Source organism: Myxococcus sp. MISCRS1, assembly GCF_026626605.1.
In the GTDB taxonomy this organism is placed as follows: domain Bacteria; phylum Myxococcota; class Myxococcia; order Myxococcales; family Myxococcaceae; genus Myxococcus; species Myxococcus fulvus.
In genome coordinates, this window is the sequence record NZ_JAPNKB010000001.1 from 3,653,363 (window position 1) to 3,672,829 (window position 19,467).

17 protein-coding genes are annotated in these 19,467 nt (G+C 71.1%); 7 read left to right on the forward strand and 10 right to left on the reverse strand.

Translation table 11 applies throughout. The annotated features are described in order from the left end of the window. Window positions 1–13: 13 nt before the first annotated feature. On the reverse strand, window positions 14–469 hold the full coding sequence (locus OWM54_RS14055; RefSeq protein WP_141331959.1) for a hypothetical protein: 456 nt from the start codon (window positions 467–469) through the stop codon (window positions 14–16). Window positions 470–771: 302 nt separating this feature from the next. On the opposite strand from OWM54_RS14055, the gene OWM54_RS14060 reads away from it, so the two are divergent. The 6 genes from OWM54_RS14060 to OWM54_RS14085 all read left to right on the forward strand — a co-directional run bounded on the left by OWM54_RS14060 (window position 772) and on the right by OWM54_RS14085 (window position 10,424). Then, the gene (locus OWM54_RS14060; protein WP_141331960.1) at window positions 772–1,020 is read left to right on the forward strand and encodes a hypothetical protein; all 249 of its coding nucleotides are present in this window, start codon (window positions 772–774) and stop codon (window positions 1,018–1,020) included. 305 nt (window positions 1,021–1,325) lie between these two features. Then, entirely contained in the window at window positions 1,326–1,916 is a 591-nt protein-coding gene (locus OWM54_RS14065) for a GAF domain-containing protein (RefSeq protein ID WP_223746244.1), read from the forward strand. A 114-nt stretch (window positions 1,917–2,030) separates the two neighbouring features. Next, a complete protein-coding gene (locus tag OWM54_RS14070; protein ID WP_223746243.1) occupies window positions 2,031–3,884 on the forward strand; it encodes a serine/threonine protein kinase in 1,854 nt (617 codons plus the stop codon). A gap of 76 nt (window positions 3,885–3,960) precedes the next feature. Continuing rightward, a complete protein-coding gene (locus tag OWM54_RS14075) occupies window positions 3,961–7,737 on the forward strand; it encodes a tetratricopeptide repeat protein (protein ID WP_267697829.1) in 3,777 nt (1,258 codons plus the stop codon). A 146-nt stretch (window positions 7,738–7,883) separates the two neighbouring features. Next, window positions 7,884–8,945: a hypothetical protein gene (locus OWM54_RS14080; RefSeq protein WP_223746241.1), complete on the forward strand. Its 1,062-nt coding sequence runs from the start codon at window positions 7,884–7,886 to the stop codon at window positions 8,943–8,945. Window positions 8,946–9,083: 138 nt separating this feature from the next. After that, window positions 9,084–10,424: a PQQ-dependent sugar dehydrogenase gene (locus OWM54_RS14085; protein WP_223746240.1), complete on the forward strand. Its 1,341-nt coding sequence runs from the start codon at window positions 9,084–9,086 to the stop codon at window positions 10,422–10,424. A gap of 92 nt (window positions 10,425–10,516) precedes the next feature. Here OWM54_RS14085 and OWM54_RS14090 read toward each other — a convergent pair whose 3' ends face one another. The 3 genes from OWM54_RS14090 to OWM54_RS14100 form a co-directional block, all read right to left on the reverse strand. Next, window positions 10,517–10,882 carry a hypothetical protein gene (locus OWM54_RS14090; protein WP_267697830.1) on the reverse strand — a complete coding sequence of 122 codons (366 nt, stop codon included), beginning with the start codon at window positions 10,880–10,882 and terminating at the stop codon, window positions 10,517–10,519. Between the two features lie 105 nt (window positions 10,883–10,987). After that, entirely contained in the window at window positions 10,988–12,361 is a 1,374-nt protein-coding gene (locus OWM54_RS14095; protein ID WP_223746239.1) for an alpha/beta hydrolase family protein, read from the reverse strand. Between the two features lie 81 nt (window positions 12,362–12,442). Then, window positions 12,443–13,561, reverse strand: a complete 1,119-nt coding sequence (locus OWM54_RS14100; RefSeq protein ID WP_223746238.1) for an isoaspartyl peptidase/L-asparaginase family protein — start codon at window positions 13,559–13,561, stop codon at window positions 12,443–12,445. 240 nt (window positions 13,562–13,801) lie between these two features. Here OWM54_RS14100 and OWM54_RS14105 point away from each other — a divergent pair, with 240 nt between their 5' ends. Next, the gene (locus tag OWM54_RS14105; RefSeq protein WP_141327712.1) at window positions 13,802–14,509 is read left to right on the forward strand and encodes a type 1 glutamine amidotransferase domain-containing protein; all 708 of its coding nucleotides are present in this window, start codon (window positions 13,802–13,804) and stop codon (window positions 14,507–14,509) included. Window positions 14,510–14,571: 62 nt separating this feature from the next. On the opposite strand, the gene OWM54_RS14110 is transcribed toward OWM54_RS14105, so the two are convergent. From OWM54_RS14110 to sufC, 6 genes are all read right to left on the reverse strand, one after another. After that, window positions 14,572–14,961: a hypothetical protein gene (locus OWM54_RS14110; RefSeq protein WP_267697831.1), complete on the reverse strand. Its 390-nt coding sequence runs from the start codon at window positions 14,959–14,961 to the stop codon at window positions 14,572–14,574. Between the two features lie 160 nt (window positions 14,962–15,121). After that, window positions 15,122–15,664: a putative Fe-S cluster assembly protein SufT gene (sufT, locus tag OWM54_RS14115; RefSeq protein ID WP_141327710.1), complete on the reverse strand. Its 543-nt coding sequence runs from the start codon at window positions 15,662–15,664 to the stop codon at window positions 15,122–15,124. A gap of 18 nt (window positions 15,665–15,682) precedes the next feature. After that, window positions 15,683–16,144 (reverse strand): Fe-S cluster assembly sulfur transfer protein SufU, encoded by a 462-nt coding sequence (sufU, locus tag OWM54_RS14120; protein WP_267697832.1) that lies wholly within the window; start codon window positions 16,142–16,144, stop codon window positions 15,683–15,685. Beyond that, window positions 16,141–17,364, reverse strand: coding sequence for a cysteine desulfurase (locus OWM54_RS14125; protein ID WP_267697833.1), 1,224 nt, complete (start codon window positions 17,362–17,364; stop codon window positions 16,141–16,143). Before OWM54_RS14125 ends, sufU begins: the two co-directional genes overlap by 4 nt. After that, complete coding sequence (gene sufD / locus OWM54_RS14130; RefSeq protein ID WP_267697834.1) at window positions 17,361–18,680, reverse strand: Fe-S cluster assembly protein SufD; 1,320 nt, start codon at window positions 18,678–18,680, stop codon at window positions 17,361–17,363. Before sufD ends, OWM54_RS14125 begins: the two co-directional genes overlap by 4 nt. After that, the gene (gene sufC, locus OWM54_RS14135; protein ID WP_223783403.1) at window positions 18,677–19,465 is read right to left on the reverse strand and encodes a Fe-S cluster assembly ATPase SufC; all 789 of its coding nucleotides are present in this window, start codon (window positions 19,463–19,465) and stop codon (window positions 18,677–18,679) included. Before sufC ends, sufD begins: the two co-directional genes overlap by 4 nt. Between the last annotated feature and the right edge of the window lie 2 nt (window positions 19,466–19,467).

The following is a 19,467-nucleotide window of genomic DNA, read 5'->3' on the forward strand; positions in this document are numbered from 1 at the left end:
CGCGTCCTGACCTTCAGGGCGCCGCCGTCCCGTCGCCTGCCGCCGGAGCATCCGGCTGCCGCGCCGACGGCAACCGCCGCCGCGCCCGCTCCAGCGCCGACTCATAGAAGACGTCCGACAGCTGCTCGTGCATCTCCCGCAGCTCGTTGAGCTCCCGCTCCCGCGCGAGCAGCTGCGTGTTGTGCTCCTCCAGCGCGTGCCGGTCCGCCTCCGTGCGCGCCAGCTCCTCCATCAGCGCCGCGCGGCCCTGCTCCGCCTCCGCGCGCTCCTGCTTGAGCCGCTCGATGGCCGACTCCAGCGCCGCCAGCTTCACCGCCACCGACTCCATGCGTTCGCGCTCCGCCTCGTACTGGCGCTGCCAGTGCAGCGTCTCCAGCACCTGCGCCTCCAGGCGCTCAGGCGGGATTCGCGCGCACCCTGTCGCCAGCCATGCCACCGCCGTCGCCATCGCGAACCACAGGGACCGCATACACCGTCTCTCCCGCGCCGCGGTCGCGAGAGATTCGCGACGAGGTGCGACGGGCTCGTGTCCTGTTGCAGCAAAGGACGCGTGCGCAGCTTGCTCAAGTGGCCCGGTGTCGTCAAAGCGACAAGCGCCCGTCTGGGGAGCAAGCCCCCAATGTTGGAGCCTCAACTGAGGATTTCCTCCCCAGCACGCGCACGAAAGCCCACGCGCTTCCCTCGGAAGGCCGCGCTGGCACGCCCGCTGCTCAAGCGCCTGTCCGCTGATACGGCGCAATCCTGCGTCGTCCTGCCTCAACGGAGCATTCCATGAAGACCGTGTTCGCCGCCGCCCTGCTCGCCGCCGCCACCGCGTTTGCCAACACCCCCGCTCCGGCCGCCGCGGAGGCCAAGCCCGCCGCCGCCGAGGCGCAGCCCGCTCCCGCCGCCGAGATGAAGGCCGAGGAGGCCAAGCCCGAGACGGCCGAGGCCAAGCCCGCCGCCGAGACCAAGCCCGCCAAGGGCAAGAAGGCCAAGAAGGCCGCCCCCAAGGCCGAGACGGCCGCCGAGACCAAGTAGTCTCGATTTCCTCACTTCGAGGAATCCCCGCGAGGGCGCCCTTTCCAAGGGGGGCGCCCTCGTGGCATTTCGGGGTCTGTCATCACCCGGACACTTCACGACCAGGTCGCCTCCCTCGGAAAGTCACCTGTGTCATCTACACCCCGCCTGGGTCATTGTCTCCGTGGCGAACTCTTGATTTTCAGCAAAGCTGGGATTTGACAGAAACACAGTAATCGCGCTTAATACGACTTCAGAGGATGACAGTCGGTTCCGGATTCCTGCGGAACCCCATTGCAAATCCGTCTTTTCCTGGAGTCACCCCCATGGTGGAAGCCTTCTCGAAGGTGTCGGAAGCCTCGAAGCTGTTGCTGGAGAAGGGCCTCTGCCCCGCCACCGCGGTGGAGTCGCTGGGGCTGGTGGGGCACGCGATGGGCGTGGACCGGGCCTACATCTTCGAGAACCGGGTGTCGCAGACGTACGGCCGGTTCGTGACGGACCTGCGCTACGCCTGGGCGGAGCCGCCCACCGCGTCGCCCCTGGCCAACCCCGTGCTGCGCGCGTTCTCGTTCCGGGACTTCGCGCCGGGCTGGGTGGACATGCTGGAGGCGGGGATGGTGGTCGCGTGCCCCACCCGTGACGCGCCGCCGATGATGCGCGATCTGCTCGAGCGGCAGGGGACGCACTCCATCCTGCTGTGCCCCATCAACCCCTCGCGTCAGCAGTGGTGGGGCGTGGCGGTGTTCGAGGACTGCCGGCAGCCCCGGGCCTGGAAGCCCGAGGACGTGTCGCTGCTCAAGTCGCTGTCGCGGGCGGTGGCGGCGTCGGTGCGCCACGGGCAGATGCGCTCCTCGCTGGACCAGGTGCGCAACAGCCTGAGGGCGGCGGTGGGCCGCACGCCGGCGTCCGGGCACTAGCCCCTCGCCTCCCCGGTCGCCAGGCGACGGAGGGCGCGGGCGACCCTCCCCCCTTGAGCCCTGGCCCCGTGCGTCGAGGGTTTCTGCTACCCTGGCGGCCCCCTGTCTACCGCCATGTCCTCCATCGACCCGACGGCGATCAGCCGGCCTCGCTCCCCCGACCTCATCAGCGGCTACCGCCTCGAAAAGCTCGTGGGCACCGGAGGCATGGGCGAGGTCCACAAGGCCACCCAGCTGTCGCTCGGGCGCACGGTGGCGGTGAAGCTGCTCAACCAGGAGCTGGCGAAGGACCCGTCCTTCATCGCGCGCTTCCAGAAGGAGGCCGCGGCGCTCGCCGCGCTGAGCCACCCCCACGTCGTCTCCATCGTCGACAAGGGGAAGACGGACGCCACCTACTACCTGGTGATGGAGTTCGTGGACGGCCCGTCGTTGCGCGAGCTGATCCGCCAGTCCCAGTTCGACATGATGGGCGCGCTCAGGCGCATGCTCGAAATCTGCCGGGCCATCGAGTACGCGCACGGCCGCGGCGTCATCCACCGCGACCTGAAGCCGGAGAACATCCTGCTGGACCAGCAGGCCGGCGGCATCGCCAAGGTGTCGGACTTCGGGCTCGCCTCGTTCCTGGATGACGCCAGCCCCTCGTCGCGCTACGCGCTGACGTCCACGCACGTGTCCATGGGCACGCTGTCGTACATGGCGCCCGAGCAGCGCGTGGACGCGAAGAACGCGGACGCGCGCGCGGACATCTTCTCGCTGGGCGTCATCCTCTACGAGTGGCTGACCGGCGAGGTGCCGCTGGGCACGTTCGACCCGCCCTCGCAGCGCAAGCCCGGGCTGGACGCGCGCCTGGACGGCATCGTCACCAAGTGCCTCAAGCCGGACCCGGAGGACCGCTACCCGTCGGTGGCGGCGCTCATCGCGGACCTGGAGCTGCTCGTCCCCGGCAGCCTGCCGTCGATGCTGCCGGTGAAGCAGACGCGGGTGCAGCGCTTCAAGGCGGGCGTGCGCAAGGTGGTGCGCACCACCATGCAGGCCGCCGCGGTGGTGATGGTGCTGGCGGCCAGCCTGGTCCTGGGCACGGCCTTCTATCTGAGCGGCGAGCGCCGCGCGGCGTCCGCGCCGGGCGCCACCCTCATGGCCTACCTGGGCGAGCCGCGCATCCAGCCGGTGCCCGGGCGCGAGGAGTCCAACCCCGAGCGGCGCAGGCTCACCCTGGGCGAGGGCCTGGCGGAGCAGAGCCTGGTGGTGGCCGGACGCCCCGTCACGCTCGAGGACAAGACGCTCGTCTTCCCCTGGCAGGACGACGAGCAGAGCGTGGGCCGGGTGCGCGTGGACGTCACGCGCCGGGACGGCGACAGCCTCAGCCTCACGGCGCAGCTGCTCACGGAGGCGCCGCCGCTCACCTTCGAGCGCCGCCTGCGCGACATGTTCAGCCTCTACCAGCCGTCCCCGCCGCCCACCGCGTCCATGCTGCTGCTGGGCAGCACGGGCCGCTACGTGGCGCTGGTGCACAACGGCGTGGGCGAGCCCTTGCGGCTGGAGTGGGCGCTCGGCGAGCGCCGTGGCGCGATGCTCGGCATCGAGTCCCCCAAGGCGGGCCCGGTGAACGTGGAGCTGGCGGTGGACGCGGAGGGGCGGCTGGAGGCGTTCCTGGGCACGGGCAAGGACCGCCGGGCGCTCTTCGAGCCGCTGGTGCTGGGAGCGGGCTGGGTGGAGCAGTTCGGCGACGCGCCCTTCCCCGGCTTCGGCTGCATCGAGGGCACCTGCCGCGTGTCCGGCATCACCTACGTGCTCAAGCAGTCGCCGCCCGGAGGGACGACGGCGCCGGTGCCGCCGACGCCCACCCCGTCCCCGCCGAAGGTGGCCGCGGCGGTGCCGGCCAAGGCGGTGGTGCCCAAGAAGGCGCCTCCTCCGCCCCCCAAGAAGCAGCCCGTCAAGCCCGCGCCCAAGAACGGCAAGCGCCGCTAGACGGGCACGAAGGCGACAGAGTTCCGCAGGGGAATATGGCCAGTGACGGGGGATTGCATTATCCCTCGGCACTCCTATGCGCACCTTCCGCCGCGGCCTGACCGCGTTCGCACTCGTCGCCGGCCTCACGGGCTGCTCCCACTCCCCCACCCCCAGCGTCGCGCCGCGCGTGCTGGAGAGCGCCGCGGAGAAGGCGCGCTCCGGCACGGACGAGGCGCGCACGCTCGCCTTCGCCGGCTTCCACGCGTACCTGATGGAAGGCGACGCGGCGGCGGCGCAGCAGCGCTTCGACGCCGCCGTGGCGAAGGACCCGGCGGACCCCTACGCCCTCATCGGCCAGCACCTGCTCGCGCGCCGCGCGGGGCGGCCGGACCGGGCGCTCGTGGCCGCGCTGGAGGTGGTGACGCGCGCGCCCACGCACCCGCTGGCGCTCATCGGCGCGCGCTACGCGCTGGACACCGTGGGCACCGCGCCGCCCCTGGATGAGGCCATCCTCGCGGCGGCGCAGAAGGCGCTCGCGGCGGGCGCGTCGGGCGAGACGGCGTACCTGCTGCGCGGCACGCGGCTGTCGGTCGCGGTGACGCGCGGGGACCTCAAGGCGCGCGACGCGGTGCTCAAGGAGCTGGGCGGCGTGTCCGAGGCGACGCTCGTGGGGCCCTTCTCCGCCTTCCATGTCCTGTCGTGGGACGAGGCGTGGCCCACCGGCCAGGGCGGCTCGCTCACAGGCCCGTTCACCGGCGCCTTCGGGGCGCTCCCCACGCGCAAGCTGCTGGCGCCGGACGGCCGGCTGGATTTGGGCGGCGAGCCGGGCGAGGGCGACGTGTACCTCATGGCCTTCGACGCGGAGGTGCCGCAAGGGGCGACCTACGTGGCGCGCTCGGTGAGCGCCGCGTCGCACCAGGTGGTGGTGGACGGCACGCTGGTGCTGGAGCGCGCCGCGTGGACGCAGGCCACCTCCACCGTCACCAGCCGCGCCGTGAAGCTGTCGGCGGGCAAGCACCGCATCATCGTCCGTCAGCTCAAGGGCGGCACCTCCGGCGTGCTGTCGTTCTCGCTGCTGCGCGAGGACGGCCAGCCCGCCAACGTGCGCTTCACCGCGGCCACCGGACCGGCGCCCGCGACGTGGGGCAGCGCCCCCTCGCTGGCCGACGCGAAGGGCGTTTACCCCACCGCGAAGTCCATCAAGGACGCGCTCTCGGGCGAGGCGGGGGAGCTGCTCTCCACGTTCCTCGCGGCGCGTGACGGCCTGGCGCGCGACGCGGACGGCGCCCGGCGGCTGATGGCGGACGTGGACGCGACGACGCCCGCGCTGCTGGCCCTGCGCGCGGAGGTGGCCGCGGCGGACCGGACGGTGCCCTCCAAGGTGGCGCGCGGCCGGGCCACGCGGGATTTGGAAGCGCTCTTGTCCAAGGACCCGACCCACGTGGCCGCGCTGCTCTTGCGCGCGGACCTGTTCATGGACGACGGGCAGGCGGCGAGCGCGCTGGAGACCCTGAAGACGGCGAGCGAGGCGGTGCAGCCTCCGGGCTTCCCGCTGTTCCTGATGCGCGCGCGCGCGGCGCTCACGCTGGACGTGGACGCGCTGGCGGAGGAGTCGCTGGCCGCGGCGCTGCAGCTCCAGCCGCAGCTGTGTGAGGCGCTGGGGCTCCAGTACAACCTGGCGCGGCGGCGCGACGCGGTGGAGCGCTCCAACACGCTGGTGGAGGCGCAGAAGGACTGCCCCGGCGTCGCGGCGCGGCGGGCGGACCACGCGCGCACGCGCGGGGACCTGGAGGCCGCCGCGCGCGAGTACGCGCAGCTGCTCGCCCGGGACCCGACGAGCGTGAGCGCGGGCACGTCGCTGGCGACCCTCTACGTGGGCCTGCGTCGCCATGACGACGCCATCGCCGTGCTGGAGAAGCTGGCGGTGACGTGGCCGCGCAACACGGAGCTGCTCAAGCGCATGGCGGACGTGCGCGAGTACTCGGGCAAGGGCGCGGAGGCGCTCGCGCTGCGCGAGAAGGCGCTGGCGCTGGAGGGGGACGATTTGTCGCTGCGCCGCGCGGTGGAGCGCGCGAAGACGGGCAAGGAGCTGCTGCAGGAGTTCGCCATCGACGGGCAGGAGGCGCTGCGCGCCTACGACGCGGAGCCCGTGACCGGCGGCGCGGCGGTGTTCGTCCTGGATGCCGCGGCGGTGCGCGTGTACCCGGACGGCAGCATCGTCAACCGCATCCACACCATCCAGAAGGCGCTGGAGCAGTCGGGCGTGCAGGAGATCGCGGAGGTCAACGTGCCCCGCGGCGCGCAGGTGCTGGCGCTGCGCACGCTCAAGGCGGACGGGCGCGTGCTCGAGCCGGAGAACATCGAGGGCAAGGACACGGTGAGCCTGCCCGGCGTGCAGGTGGGGGACAGCGTGCAGGTGGAGTACCTGCTGGCGGAGAGCCCGCGCGGCCCCGCGCAGCCGGGCTTCACCGCGTCCGCGTTCTACTTCCAGATCGCCAACCAGCCCAACGCGTGGACCACGTACACGGTGGCCGCGCCCAAGGGCACGGGCATGAAGGTGGACGCGCACGCGATGAAGGCGCCCCAGCCCACGGTGAGGGGCGACGAGGAGGTCTTCCACTACGAGGCGCGCCGCGTGCCGCCGTTCATCCCCGAGCCGGACGCGCCGCCCTCCGGCAACGAGTACCTGCCCTTCGTCATGGTGGGCGCGGGCGCCACGGGCAACGACAGCCTGGCGCGCATCTACGGCGACGCGTTCCAGGAGCGCTGGGCGCGCACCGCGGAGGTCGTCCGCTTCACCCGCGAGGCCACCCAGGGCAAGGAGGGCCTGGAGGCGGTGAAGGCGCTGCACGCGGCGGTGATGCAGCGCTTCTCCGGACGGGACAACGGGCTGGGCCAGTCCGCGGCGTCCACGGTGGCGCAGGACCGGGGCAGTCGGCTGACGGTGCTCAAGGCGGGCCTGGAGGAGCTGGGCATCCCCTCGCGCGTGGCGGCGGTGCGCACCTTCAACGTGGACCCGGCCGAGTACCTGTTCCCCAACGACAGCCTGCTGCCCTACGCCGCCCTGCGCGTGGAGGTGCCGGGGAGCGAGCCGGTGTGGGTGGACACGTCGGTGCGCTACGGGCCCTTCGGTGAGCTGCCGGAGTTCGCCATGGGCGAGCTGACGGCGTACCTCTTGCCGGAGCCGGGCAGGAAGCTGGAGGTGGTGAAGACGCCCGCGACCAAGCAGTCCACGGGCAAGCAGGTGCGCCTGACGCTCTCGCTCGACGCCGACGGGAAGCTGACCGGCAAGGGCGAGGAGACGTACACGGGCTTCGAGGCGGCGCAGCTGGCGGAGGCCTTCAACCAGCTGTCGGCGGAGAGCCGCAACCAGGCGCTCCAGGGCGCGGTGGCGCGCTACTTCGGCGGCGCGGCGCTCTCCAGCGTCACGCTGGACCACCAGGACCAGGTGGGCGCGCCCTTCGTGCTGCGCTACGAGTTCACCGTGCCGCGCTTCGGACGGCTGGAGGGTGGCAACCGCATGGCGCTGGGCCCCCTCACCTTCCCCGCGCAGCTGGGCCGCCGCTACGTGCAGCTGAGCAGCCGCCGCACGCCGCTCTACATCGACAACACCGAGGCCAGCAGCACGCAGGTGACGCTGTCCTTGCCCCCGGGCTGGAAGCTGCCCGACCCGCAGCCCCCCATCGACGTGAAGAACCCCTTCGGACACTTCACCCGCACCGAGAAGCAGGAGGGCGCCACGCTCACCATCACCGAGTCGCTGCGGCTGCCTCGCGCGCGCGTCGCGCCCCGCCAGTACGAGCAGTTCGCCGGCTTCACCGGAGACGTGGACCTCATCCAGACGCGGGAGATGTTCCTGGTGAAGCAGTAGCCCGCCCGCCTGTCCGCCCGCTCTGCCGGCGAGACGGGTCGACCCGTGAGGGGCTCCCGGGTTGAATACGGAGCCCCTCCCCGCGTCCGAAGGGCGTGAGGTGCCCCTTGCACGGGGCGCTGGATTCTCAACCTGGAGAAGACGTCATGAGTCCTCGAAGCTGGCTCTGGATGGTGGCCCTGCTGTCGGCCCCGGTGGTTCAGGCGCAGACGACGCCAGTGCCCGCCGCGGACCCCTCGTACGACGGCCGCGAGTACGGCGAAGGCGAGTTCGACGAAGACTCCGACGAGGAGATTGCCCCCATGGCGCCCCAGCCTCCTCCGGCGCTGCCCACGGAGCAGCCCTCGCGCAGGCCCTATGCCGGCGCCGTGTGGGCCTCCGGGCACTGGTACTGGGACGGCGACGAGTGGCGCTTCAACCCGGGCACGTGGCTGGCCCCCATGGAGGGCTACCAGTTCGTGAACGGCTACTGGGAGGAGGACCGGGGGGCCTGGTACTGGGTCTCCGGCGGCTGGGCGCGGCGGGGCACCACCGAGGTGGAGATTCCCATCGCCGTGTCCTCCGAGGCCCTCACCGTGCAGCAGGCGCCTCCCGCGCCGCGCCAGGAAATCCGTCCGGCCGCGCCCTCCGCCGACCTCACCTGGGAGCCCGGCTACTGGTACTGGTCCGGCAACAACTGGGACTGGGTGGATGGCACGTGGGCCGCTCCGCCGCGCGCGGGCCTGGTCTTCGTGTCGCCCCGCTGGGTGCAGCGCGGCCTGACCTGGCACTTCGTCAGCGGAGGCTGGGCGCCGCGCGGCTCGCTGCACGTCACCGTGCCCGTCTTCCGCCACGCCCGCGTGTCCGTGCGCTGGGGCCACCCCAACTACTTCGCGCACACGTGGTACCGCGCGCCGGCCGTCCGCTACTACTACCACCGCCCGTGGCGCGCCTCCGGCCACTACTACCGGCATGACCGCGTCTGGCGCTCGCCGACCTACTACCACCGCGCCTCGCCGGGCCCCGGCTACCACCGCCGCGACGACTCGTGGCGCGGCCGCGATGACCGCTGGAAGAGCCACCACCGCGGGCCGGAGCGCCACGAGCGCTGGCGCGCCCCCAGCCACCGCTCCTCGCCCCGCGGCCATGAGGCCACGCCCGTCCGCGGCGGCGACCGCCACCGCGGCGGACGCGGCGGCGGCTGGGGAGACGGCGACCGCCGACGCTAGAGCCCTGGCTCGGGGCCCGCCTCCCCCCGGGGGCCCCCCCAGCGTTCACCCCTCGACAGGGGCGTCGTTCAGACTCGCGAAAATCAAGACTAAACAGCAAAACCCAGGTGCCTCATCCCCCTCCTTCAGGAGTGCACCATGACACCTGGGTCCTGTCGTTTCGCGGTGTTGCTGTCCTTGTTCCTCGTGGCCCCGGCCTGCGCGCCGGAGCCCGCGGCGGAAGAGACTCCGGCCCCGGAGGGCCTGGAGACCTCCCGCGCGGCCATCACCCTGCCCCCGTCGTACACGGACGCGCAGGTGACGGCCATCGCCCGGCCCACGGCGCTGGCCTTCACGCCGGATGGGCGGCTGCTCATCACCACGCAGACGGGGCAGCTGCGGGTGTTCAGCGGGGGCGTGCTGCTGCCGACGCCGGCGTTGGACCTCTCCGCGGTGCTGTGCACCAACTCGGAGCGCGGCCTCTTGGGCGTGGCGGTGGACCCGGACTTCGCGACCACCGGGCACATCTTCCTCTATTACACGTTCAACAAGTTCAACACGTGCACGACGAACATCGCCAACGTGGCGGTGAACCGCGTGTCGCGCTTCACGCTGCCGAGCACGAACGTGGTGAGCCCGTCGAGCCAGGTGGTGCTGCTCGACAACATCCCGTCCCCGGGCGGCAATCACAACGGCGGTGATTTGCACTTCGGCCCGGATGGGCTGCTCTACGTCAGCGTGGGAGACGGCGGCTGTCAGCTCGGGGACCCGAGCCGCTGCGGGGGAGCGAACACCACGGCGCGCAGGCTGGACGTGCTGCTCGGGAAGATGCTGCGCATCAACAAGGACGGCACCGCGCCCACGGACAACCCCTGGTACGCGGTGTCGGGCAGCCGGCGCTGCGGCAATCCCGCGGGGGTGCCGACGGGCACGGGGCCGTGCCAGGAGAACTACGCCACGGGCCTGCGCAACCCGTTCCGCTTCGCCTTCCAGCCGGGCACCAGCACGTTCTTCATCAACGACGTGGGCCAGAGCCTGTGGGAGGAGATTGACGAGGGCATCAAGGGCGCGGACTACGGCTGGAACACGCGCGAGGGGCACTGCGCGAACAACTCCACCACCAACTGCGGCGCGCCTCCGGCGGGGATGACGAACCCCCTCTTCGACTACAAGCGCGGCACCAACCCCACGGGCTCGCCGTTCCAGAACTGCAACTCCATCACGGGAGGGGCCTTCGCGCCGCCTGGAGCGTGGGCGAACGCGGACGACAACGCGTACTTCTTCAGTGATTACATCTGCGGGAAGGTGTTCAAGCTGGTGCGCGGCGCGGGCGGCGCGGTGACGGTGGACGCGTTCGCCACGGGCCTGGGCTCCGGCTCCGCGGTGACGCTGCGCTTCGGCCCGTCGGGCACGCGCCAGGCGCTCTACTACACGACGTACGCCGGAGGCGGAGAGGTGCGCCGCATCGAGTTCACCGGCACGCGCACCGTGACGCCGTAGCGGGAGCTCGACAGGCGGGGCCCCGGACGTGACGCGCTGACGCCCGTCCGGGGTGTCCGCTGTCCTCGCCCGCTCCAGCGGATCAGCGGATGTCAGTAGTAACAGAGGAAGTCGGGCCCGCAGGAGCCCGGACGCCCATTGCAGACACAGTGCCTGTCCTCCGAACACTCCTGCATCTCGCACACCGGGTCACCACCACCGCCACCACCTCCGCCTCCCACATCGAACTCACAGACATTGCTCGCATTGCAGAAGACGCTCCGGGCAATGGGGCACAGGGACCAGCAGTCGCTCTCCGAGAGGCAGTCCCCCTCGGAACAGAACAAGGCCCGCGGGGAGGAAGACGCTTCACAGACCACCGCGTCGTCCGACTCCGCGCGAGCCGCGCCGAGCCAGAGCAGCATCACCGCGAACAGCATCCGGACAGGGGAACGCCACGACGAGGACACGCACCTCATGCAAAAGGCTCCTTTCGGCGCAAGCGGACCCGCCCACCCGTGGGTCCACCCCTGGAGCCTACAGCAGTATCCCCGTTGCAATCCGGCGACGAAGCCCCCGAGGCGTCAGGGAGGCAGCCCCGTGGAGAGCACCTCGCGAATCTCCCCCGCCGCATACTGCGTTCCCCAGAGCGCGTTCACCAGCACGGCGACCCCCTCCGAGCCCGAGTAGACGCTGCCCGAGGTCATCTCGACCAGGGTGACGCGAGGGTCCGCAAGCTCAAGCAGGCGCGGGGCCACCTGGGACACGCCCCGCCCGTTCAGTTGGAGCACGCGCTGCGCCTGGAGCCACCCCACCAACGCGTCCTGCACGAAGGGGACGTAGAGCGACTGCTCCTCGGGCCCCAGGTTCGTCAGCAGATACCCCAGGGACACCGTGGTGAGGGCATGGGCGTACTGGACCACCAGTTGCCCGTGGTCCAACGCGCGCGTGTTCCAGTCCGGGACCTCCAGGTGCTGGATGTACAGCGGAGACATCGTCGGGCCCACGAGCGGCGCGAGCGTCTGCGTCTGCTCCACGGGGACGAGCGTGTCCCAGTCCTCGTGCAGGACGAGGAAGGGCGTCGTCAGCCTCGGCGCGAGGTGCTCGCGCGTCCACGCGCTGTAGTCCGCGCCCGGCGCCCCCGGAGCCCCTCCCGTGGCGGCGACGATGCGGCGCCGATAGGGCTCGAAGAACGTGGCGTACTGGGAGCGCACCCACGGGTCCGACACGCGCGAGGGAATCACCGTCTCCAGGTATTCGAACTGCCGCGCGAAGTCGGACAGCGGGAAGAACGCCACGCCCGCCCTGGGACGCACCGCCCCCGGCGCATCCGCCGCCGCGTAGAGCGCCTCGAAGCCGCCCCAGGAACCTCCCTGGATGCCGATGCGTGAGCGGTCCACCTCGGGCGCCTGCTCGAGGAAGCGCAGCCCCGCGTGCATGTCATCCCGGTCGTTCTGGATGCTGCCACCCGCGTAGAAGCGGCCGAAGACGTTGAGCACGCCGAAGCCGTTGTACAGGTAGAAGAACGACTCGCCCGCGATGAGCTCCGGCGTGCTGATGGTGTAGGCGATGTTGGACGAGCCCGCGTGGTGGCCCGGCTCGCTGTCATCCGGATGGAAGCCGTTGCCTCGCGCAGCCCACTTCGCGTCCACCGCCTCGCCCGTCCACGTGATTCCGTCATAGGGACGGGTCAGCATCATCACGGGCCAGGCGCCCGGACTCCTCGGCGGGAACCACTGCGCGTAGGACGCCGCCTTGCCTTCCTCCTGGAGCCGCAGCAGTTGGTACGCCCACTGCTGCCCACCAGCCGCCGCCTGCCCCGAGCCCAGGACGGTCACCGTCAGGGGCTTGGAGTCGTTCTCCTGCTCCTCGGGAGGAAGCGGCGCCTCGGGCTTCGGGTCGGACGAGGAGCAGCCCAACAGGGCCAGGACGAGAATCACCCATCGTGTCGTGCGCATGAGCCCCAAGACACCGCAGTCCGGATTTTCTGGAAGCGGCGAGCGCGGATTCTTCGTCACCGCCCCGACAGTGCGCCCGCGCTACCTCGACGCCTCAGGCTCCTTGAAGATGGCCACGTGGGGCTGACCGTCCTCGCCCACGTAGCCGCGATACATGCCCGAGGAGTTGAACGGCATCGCCACATTCCCATCGCGGTCCATCGCGATGACGCCGCCCTCGCCTCCCGCCTTCACCAGCACGTCGTTGACAACGAGGTTGGCGGCCTCGGGCAGGGGCAGCTCCTGGTACTCGACGCGCGCGCAGATGTCGCGCGCCACGGTGTAGCGGATGAAGAACTCTCCGTGCCCCGTGGCGGAGACCGCGCAGCGCGGGTCCGCGTAGGTGCCCGCGCCGATGATGGGCGAATCCCCCACGCGGCCGTAGCGCTTGTTCGTCATGCCTCCGGTGGACGTGCCCGCCGCGAGGTTGCCGGCCTGGTCCAGCGCCACCGCGCCCACGGTGCCGAACTTGTGGTCCCCCGTCACCGGGTCATACCCGGGTCGCAGCGTCGAGGGCGTCGTGCCCGGAGCCGGCGTCGCGCGCTCCTTCTCCAGCGCGCGCTGGAGGCCCTGCCAGCGCTCCTCCGTGTAGAAGTACTTCGGGTCCACCAGCTCCACGCCCTGCGCCTTGGCGAAGGCCTCCGCGCCCTCTCCCATCATCATCACGTGCGGCGACTGCTCCATCACCCGGCGCGCCAGGTCGATGGGGTTCTTCACGTGACGCAGCCCCGCGACAGCCCCGGCCGAGCGCGTCCTGCCGTCCATGATGGCCGCGTCCAGTTCGTTGACGCCGTCGTGGTTGAAGACCGCGCCCTTGCCCGCGTTGAAGTGCGGAGAGTCCTCCAGGACACGGATGGCCGCGCTCACCGCGTCCAGGCTCGTGCCCCCCTGGGCCAGCACGCCATGTCCCGCCGCGAGGGCCTGCTGGAGCGCCGCGCGGACCTCGGCCTCGCGCTCGGGCGAGAGGTTCTCGCGCGAGATGACGCCCGCGCCGCCGTGGATGACCAGCCCCCATCGGGGCTTGCGAGCAGCCGAGCCCTCCTGGGTGAGTCGGGCGTCATCGACCCGCGCGCCCTGGGTGCTCGTGCAGCCCACGGGCAGGAGGAACAGCGCGGTCCCCGCGACGAGGCTTCGGGGAAGAGACGGCAGGGAAGCGAACATTCCGTGACCTCCAGCGGGACCCGCGAGACGACGCGTATGAGGTGACGACACGCGTGTTCGCAGGCGATGTGCCCGCGTCGGTAGCACGGCGCTCCGAAGGGCACAACGACGGCCCCCTGCCTGCCCTCCAGGCGATGAGCAGGCCACAGACGAAGGGCCTTCCCGTCCGCTCCGTCCCCCGTGCCGGATGGCGCTGGCGTGCACAGTCTCGGGGTCGTCCACGGAACCGGGGAGCGCGTGATGAAGAAGCTGAAGGGCTTGCGGGTGGCGGTGCTGGCGACGAGCGGCTTCGAGCAGGTGGAGCTGACGCGTCCGGTCAAGAAGCTGCAGCGCCAGGGCGCGGAGGTGACCATCGTGTCGCTCTTGCCCGGCCATATCCGGGGCATGAACCACATGCTGCCGGGCAAGAAGGTCCGCGTGGACGCCACGCTGCGCGACGTGAAGGCCGCGGACTTCGACGCGGTGCTGCTGCCCGGCGGGCTCATCAACCCGGACACGCTGCGCCAGAGCGCGCTGGCCAAGGACTTCGTCCACGACGCGGACTCGCTCAACCTGCCCATGGCCATCATCTGTCATGCGCCGTGGCTGCTCATCTCGGCGGGCCTCACCGAGGGCCGCACGCTCACGTCGTGGCCCGGCATCCAGGACGATGTGAAGAACTCCGGCGCCCTGTGGCGCGACGACGAGCTGGTGCGCGACGACAACTGGGTCTCCAGCCGGGGGCCGCAGGACCTGCCCGCCTTCGAGCGCGCCATGGTGGAGCTCTTCGCGGAGAAGATGCCCGAGGTGCGCGAGCGCCTGCGCCAGGCCCAGGACGAGCACCCCGTGGCCGCGCGCTACCACCCGACGACGGAGGAGTCCGGACGGCGCTGGCCCCGGCTGCTCGCGGGCAGCCTGGCCACCGCGGCCATCAGCTTCGGCGTGCGCCGGCTGGCGGCTTCACGCTGAAGCGCGCGAGGGCCGTGGTGCGTTCCACGGCCCTCCTCGGGCCCGACGAGGTCGAGCGCCGCTCAGAGGCAGCGGGGATTTCCACCCACCTGCCGGCAGGTGCACTCCCCCACTTCCCCGTCATCGCAGCAGGAGAAGGTGGACAGGTCGAGGCAGATCTTGGTCCGCGCGAAGGAGCAGGTCGGCATCCCAGGCCGGCAGCCCGTGGGCGGGCACGCGTACGTCGTGCCATCACAGACCACGCTCACGTAGTTCGTCGAAGTGCAGGTGACGGGCGTCGTCGGACACGTGACGGTGGTGCCATCCGAGCAGGAGGCGTAACAGCCCACCAGCGCCTCCGAAGCGGAGGTCAGGGCATCGCCCTCGTCGACCGTCGTCTCGGCGGGCACTCCGCCACACCCCACCGCAAGACTGACGGCGCAAGCCCACAGCCACAGCTTCAGAGACTTCATGGCAGACCTCCTGGTGTCGAGAAGGTGTGCGAGCGAAGGACGACCGAGCCGGCGGCATCCTCCGCAATCCGGACATCAAGAGCAACTCGGGGGCAGAAGTATCGCTCCGCGGTCTCGACACGCGCGGGCACGAGGCCCGCGGTGGGCTCGAATCAGGGAGTCACATCCACCCGAGCTGCAACCGGGCCACGTCCGTCATCCGGCTCTGGTCCCAGGGCGGGTCCCACACCAGCTCCACGTGGGCCTCCTTCACGCCGGGCACGCCGCTGACCTTGGTGCGCACGTCATCCACCAGCACCGGCCCCATGCCGCAGCCGGGCGCCGTCAGCGTCATCTGGATGTCCACGCGCTGCCCACCCTCCGGCAGCGGCTCCGCCTTGCACGCGTACACCAGCCCCAGCTCCACGATGTTCACCGGAATCTCCGGGTCATACACCGTGCGCAGCTGCTCCCAGACCTGCTCCTCGTGGAACTCGCTGGGGTCGCCCGCGGCTTTCTCCTTGGGCGCGTACTCCTCGCCCAGCGCCGCGCCGTCCTTCTCGTCGATGCGGAAGAGCTGCCCGTAGGGGTCCTGCACCGTGATGTTGCCGCCGAGCGTCTGCATCACCCGCAGCTCCGCGCCCTCCGGCAGCACCACCCTGTCACCGCTGGGGATGATGGTCGCGGGGACCTCCCGCTCCAGCATCGCCGTCACGCCTCGCATGGTCCGCTCCCTCCTTCCCTACTCCGTGGAGACCGCTTCACTGTGTCCCGCCAGCGCCGCGCGCATCGTGTGCCACGCCAGGCTCGCGCACTTCACCCGCGCGGGGAACTCGCTCACGCCCGACAGCACCGCGAGCTTGCCCAGCGCGTCCAGGTCCACCGACTCCGGCCCTTCCGTCACCAGCTTGTGCACCTGCGTGAAGAGCGCCTCCGCCTCCTCGCGCGACTTGTCCTTCACCGCCCCCGTCATCAGCGACGCGGACGCGCGTGAAATCGCGCAGCCCTGCCCCTGGAAGCCGATGTCGCGGATGACGTCTCCCTCCATCTTCATCGTCACGGAGAGCTGATCTCCGCACAGCGGGTTGTGCCCCGCCGCCTCGTGGTTGGCGCCCTCCACCACGCGGTAGTTGCGCGGCCGCTTGGAGTGCTCCAGCACCACCTCTTGATAGAGGTCCTTCAAGTCATCCGAGCCCGAGTTCATCCGAACACCTCCCTCACCTTGTGCAGCCCGCGCACGAGCGCGTCCACGTCCTCGCGCGTGTTGTAGAGCGCCAGCGACGCCCGCGCCGTCGCCGGCAGCTTGAAGTGCTGCATCACCGGCTGCGCGCAGTGGTGGCCCGTGCGGATACAGATGCCCTCGCGGTCCAGGATGGTGCCCACGTCGTGCGGGTGGATGTCCTCCAGCGTGAAGGACAGCACGCCCGCCTTCTCGCGCGCCGTGCCGATGAGCCGCAGCCCCGGCACCGACTCCAGCGCGGCCGTCGCGTAGGCCATCATCTCCCGGTCGTGCTCGGCGATGGCGGACAGCCCCACGCCCTGCAGATACCGGATGGCCGCGGCCAGCCCCACCGCGCCCTCCAGGTTCGGCGTCCCCGCCTCGAAGCGGTGCGGCACGCGGTTGTACGTCACCTTCTCCATCGTCACGGAGAGGATCATGTCCCCGCCGCCCTGGTACGGAGGCATCGGCTCCAGTCGCTCCAGCCGCCCGTACAGCACGCCGATGCCCGTGGGGCCGAACGTCTTGTGCCCGCTGAAGGCGTAGAAGTCACAGCCCAGGTCCTGCACGTCGACGGGGAAGTGCGTCACCGACTGCGCCCCGTCCACCAGCACGGGGATGCCCTTCGCGTGCGCCCGGCGCGTCAGCTCCTTCACCGGGTTCACCGTGCCCAGCGCGTTGGAGACGTGGGTCACCGCGAGGATGCGCGTCTTCTCCGTCAGCAGCGCGTCGACCGCGTCCAGCACCAGCTCGCCCCGGTCATCCACCGGAATCACCTTGAGCGTGGCGCCGGTCTGCTCGCACAGCATCCGCCAGGGGACGATGTTGGCGTGGTGCTCCATCTGCGTGATGAGCACCTCGTCCCCGGCGCCGATGTGCTTGCGGCCGTAGGTCTGCGCCACCAGGTTGATGGCCTCGGTGGTGCCGCGCACGAAGATGATTTCGCGCGCGTCGCGGGCGTTGAGGAAGCCGCGCACCGTCTCGCGCGCGCCCTCGTAGGCCTCCGTGGCGCGCTCGGAGAGGATGTGGACGCCCCGGTGCACGTTGGCGTTGTCGTGCTGGTAGAAGCGGACGATGGCGTCGATGACCGCCTGCGGCTTCTGCGCCGTGGCCGCGCTGTCCAGATAGACGAGGGGACGGCCCCGCACCTCCTGCCTCAGCAGGGGGAAGTCCGCGCGCACCTGCTGCACGTCGAACGTGCTCATGCCGTCACCTCCGTCCGGGCCGCGCCCGGCAACCGCTGGGCCAGCAGTGACTCCACGCTCGCGCGCACCGGCCCCTCCGGCACCGCATCCACCAGCTCACGGGCGAAGGCATACGTGAGCAGCCGCTCCGCCTCCGCCTGGGGGATGCCTCGCGAGCGCAGGTAGAACAGCGCCTGCGCGTCCAGCCGCCCCACCGCCGCGCCGTGCGCGCACTTCACGTCGTCCGCGAGAATCTCCAACTGCGGCCGCGTGTCCGCCTGCGCATGCTCGGACAACAGCAGGTTGCGGTTCTGCTGCCGCGCGTCCGTGCGCTGCGCGTCCTGCCGCACCTTCACCAGACCGTGGAACGTGCCGCGCGCCCGGTCATCCAGCACGCCCTTGTACAGCTCGCGGCTGGTGCAGTCCGCCACCGCGTGGTCCAGCGCGGTGCGCACGTCCTGGTGCTGCGTCCCGCGCCCCACGTACAGGCCATTGAGGGTCGCGTCGCCACCCTTGCCCGCGAAGGAGACGTGCACCTCGTTGCGCGCCAGCACGCCGCCGAAGGCGAACGTGTGCGAGACGAAGCGGCTGTCGCGCCCCTGCTTCACGTGCAACCCGCCCACGTGCAGCGCCGCGTCCCCCTCCGACTGGAGGCGGTAGTGCTTCAGGCTGGCGTTGTCCCCCAGCGTCACCTCGGTCACCGCGTTGGTGAACGTGGCCACGGGGTCTCCGCTCGCGCTGGCGTACGTCTCCACCAGCGTGCCCTCGCTGCCCTCCTCCGCGAGCACCAGCACGCGCGGGCTCGCCAGCACGGCGGCGTCGCCGCGCGTCAGGAAGACCAGCTGCACGGGCACCTCGCTCAGCGCGCCCTTCGACAGGTGCACCAGCGCCCCATCCTCCAGCAGCGCCGCGTTGAGCGCCGTGAAGGCCTGCTCCGACGCTCGCGCCCTTTGCCCCAGGTGGGCCTCGAGCAGCGCCGCGTCCTCCGTCAGCGCCACGCCGAGCGGCTTCACCGTCAGCCCGCGCGGCAGCCCCGTCACGCTCGACAGCTCCGGAGCGAAGCGTCCGTCGACGAAGACCAGCCGGGGTCCACCGACGAGCGCGAGCCTGTCCACCACTGGCGCCAGCACCGCGCTGTCACGCAGCGCCGACACGGGCGTGAAGCCTCCCTCCGCGATGGGCGAGACGTTGGTGTACTTCCACGCCTCGTCCTTCGTCGTCGGCAGGCCCAGCCGCTCGAAGTGCGCGAGCCCCTCCTGACGCAGGGCACGCAGGAAGGCGGGCGCGCTCGCGGACTCCTTCTGGAAGCGCGAGGCGACGTCCAGGTAGCGCGTCATCGCCGGACCTCCCCGCCCTTCGGCGCCCCCTTGCCACCCTCCAGGCCCAGCCAGCCGTAGCCCTTCTCCTCCAGCTCCAGCGCCAGCTCGCGCCCGCCCGAGCGGACGATGCGGCCCGCCGCCATGACGTGCACCTTGTCCGGGACGATGTAGTCGAGCAGCCGCTGGTAGTGGGTGATGAGCACCATGCCGCGGTCCTTGGAGCGCAGGCCGTTCACGCCCCCCGCCACCGTGCGCAGCGCGTCGATGTCCAGGCCCGAGTCCGTCTCGTCGAGCACGGCGAGGCGCGGCTCCAGCACCGCCATCTGGAAGATTTCGTTGCGCTTCTTCTCGCCGCCGGAGAAGCCCTCGTTCACCGAACGGTTCATGAAGGCCGCATCCAGCTGCACCAGCTTCGACTTCTCCTTGGCGAGCTGGAGGAAGTCCATCGCATCCAGCTCCTCCAGCCCCTTCACCCGGCGCTGCGCGTTGAGCGCCGTGCGCAGGAAGTGCAGGTTGCCCACGCCCGGAATCTCCACCGGGTACTGGAAGGCCAGGAACACGCCCTCCGCCGCGCGAGCCTCGGGCGACAGCTCCAGCAATGACTTGCCGTCGAGCAGCACCTCGCCTTGCGTCACCTCGTAGGCGTCACGCCCCGCGAGCACGCTCGCCAGCGTGCTCTTCCCCGAGCCGTTGGGCCCCATGATGGCGTGCACCTCACCGGCGCCCACCTCCAGGTCGATGCCCTTGAGGATGTCCTTGTCGCCCACGCGGGCGTGCAGATTCCGAACCGACAGCAGCGCCATGA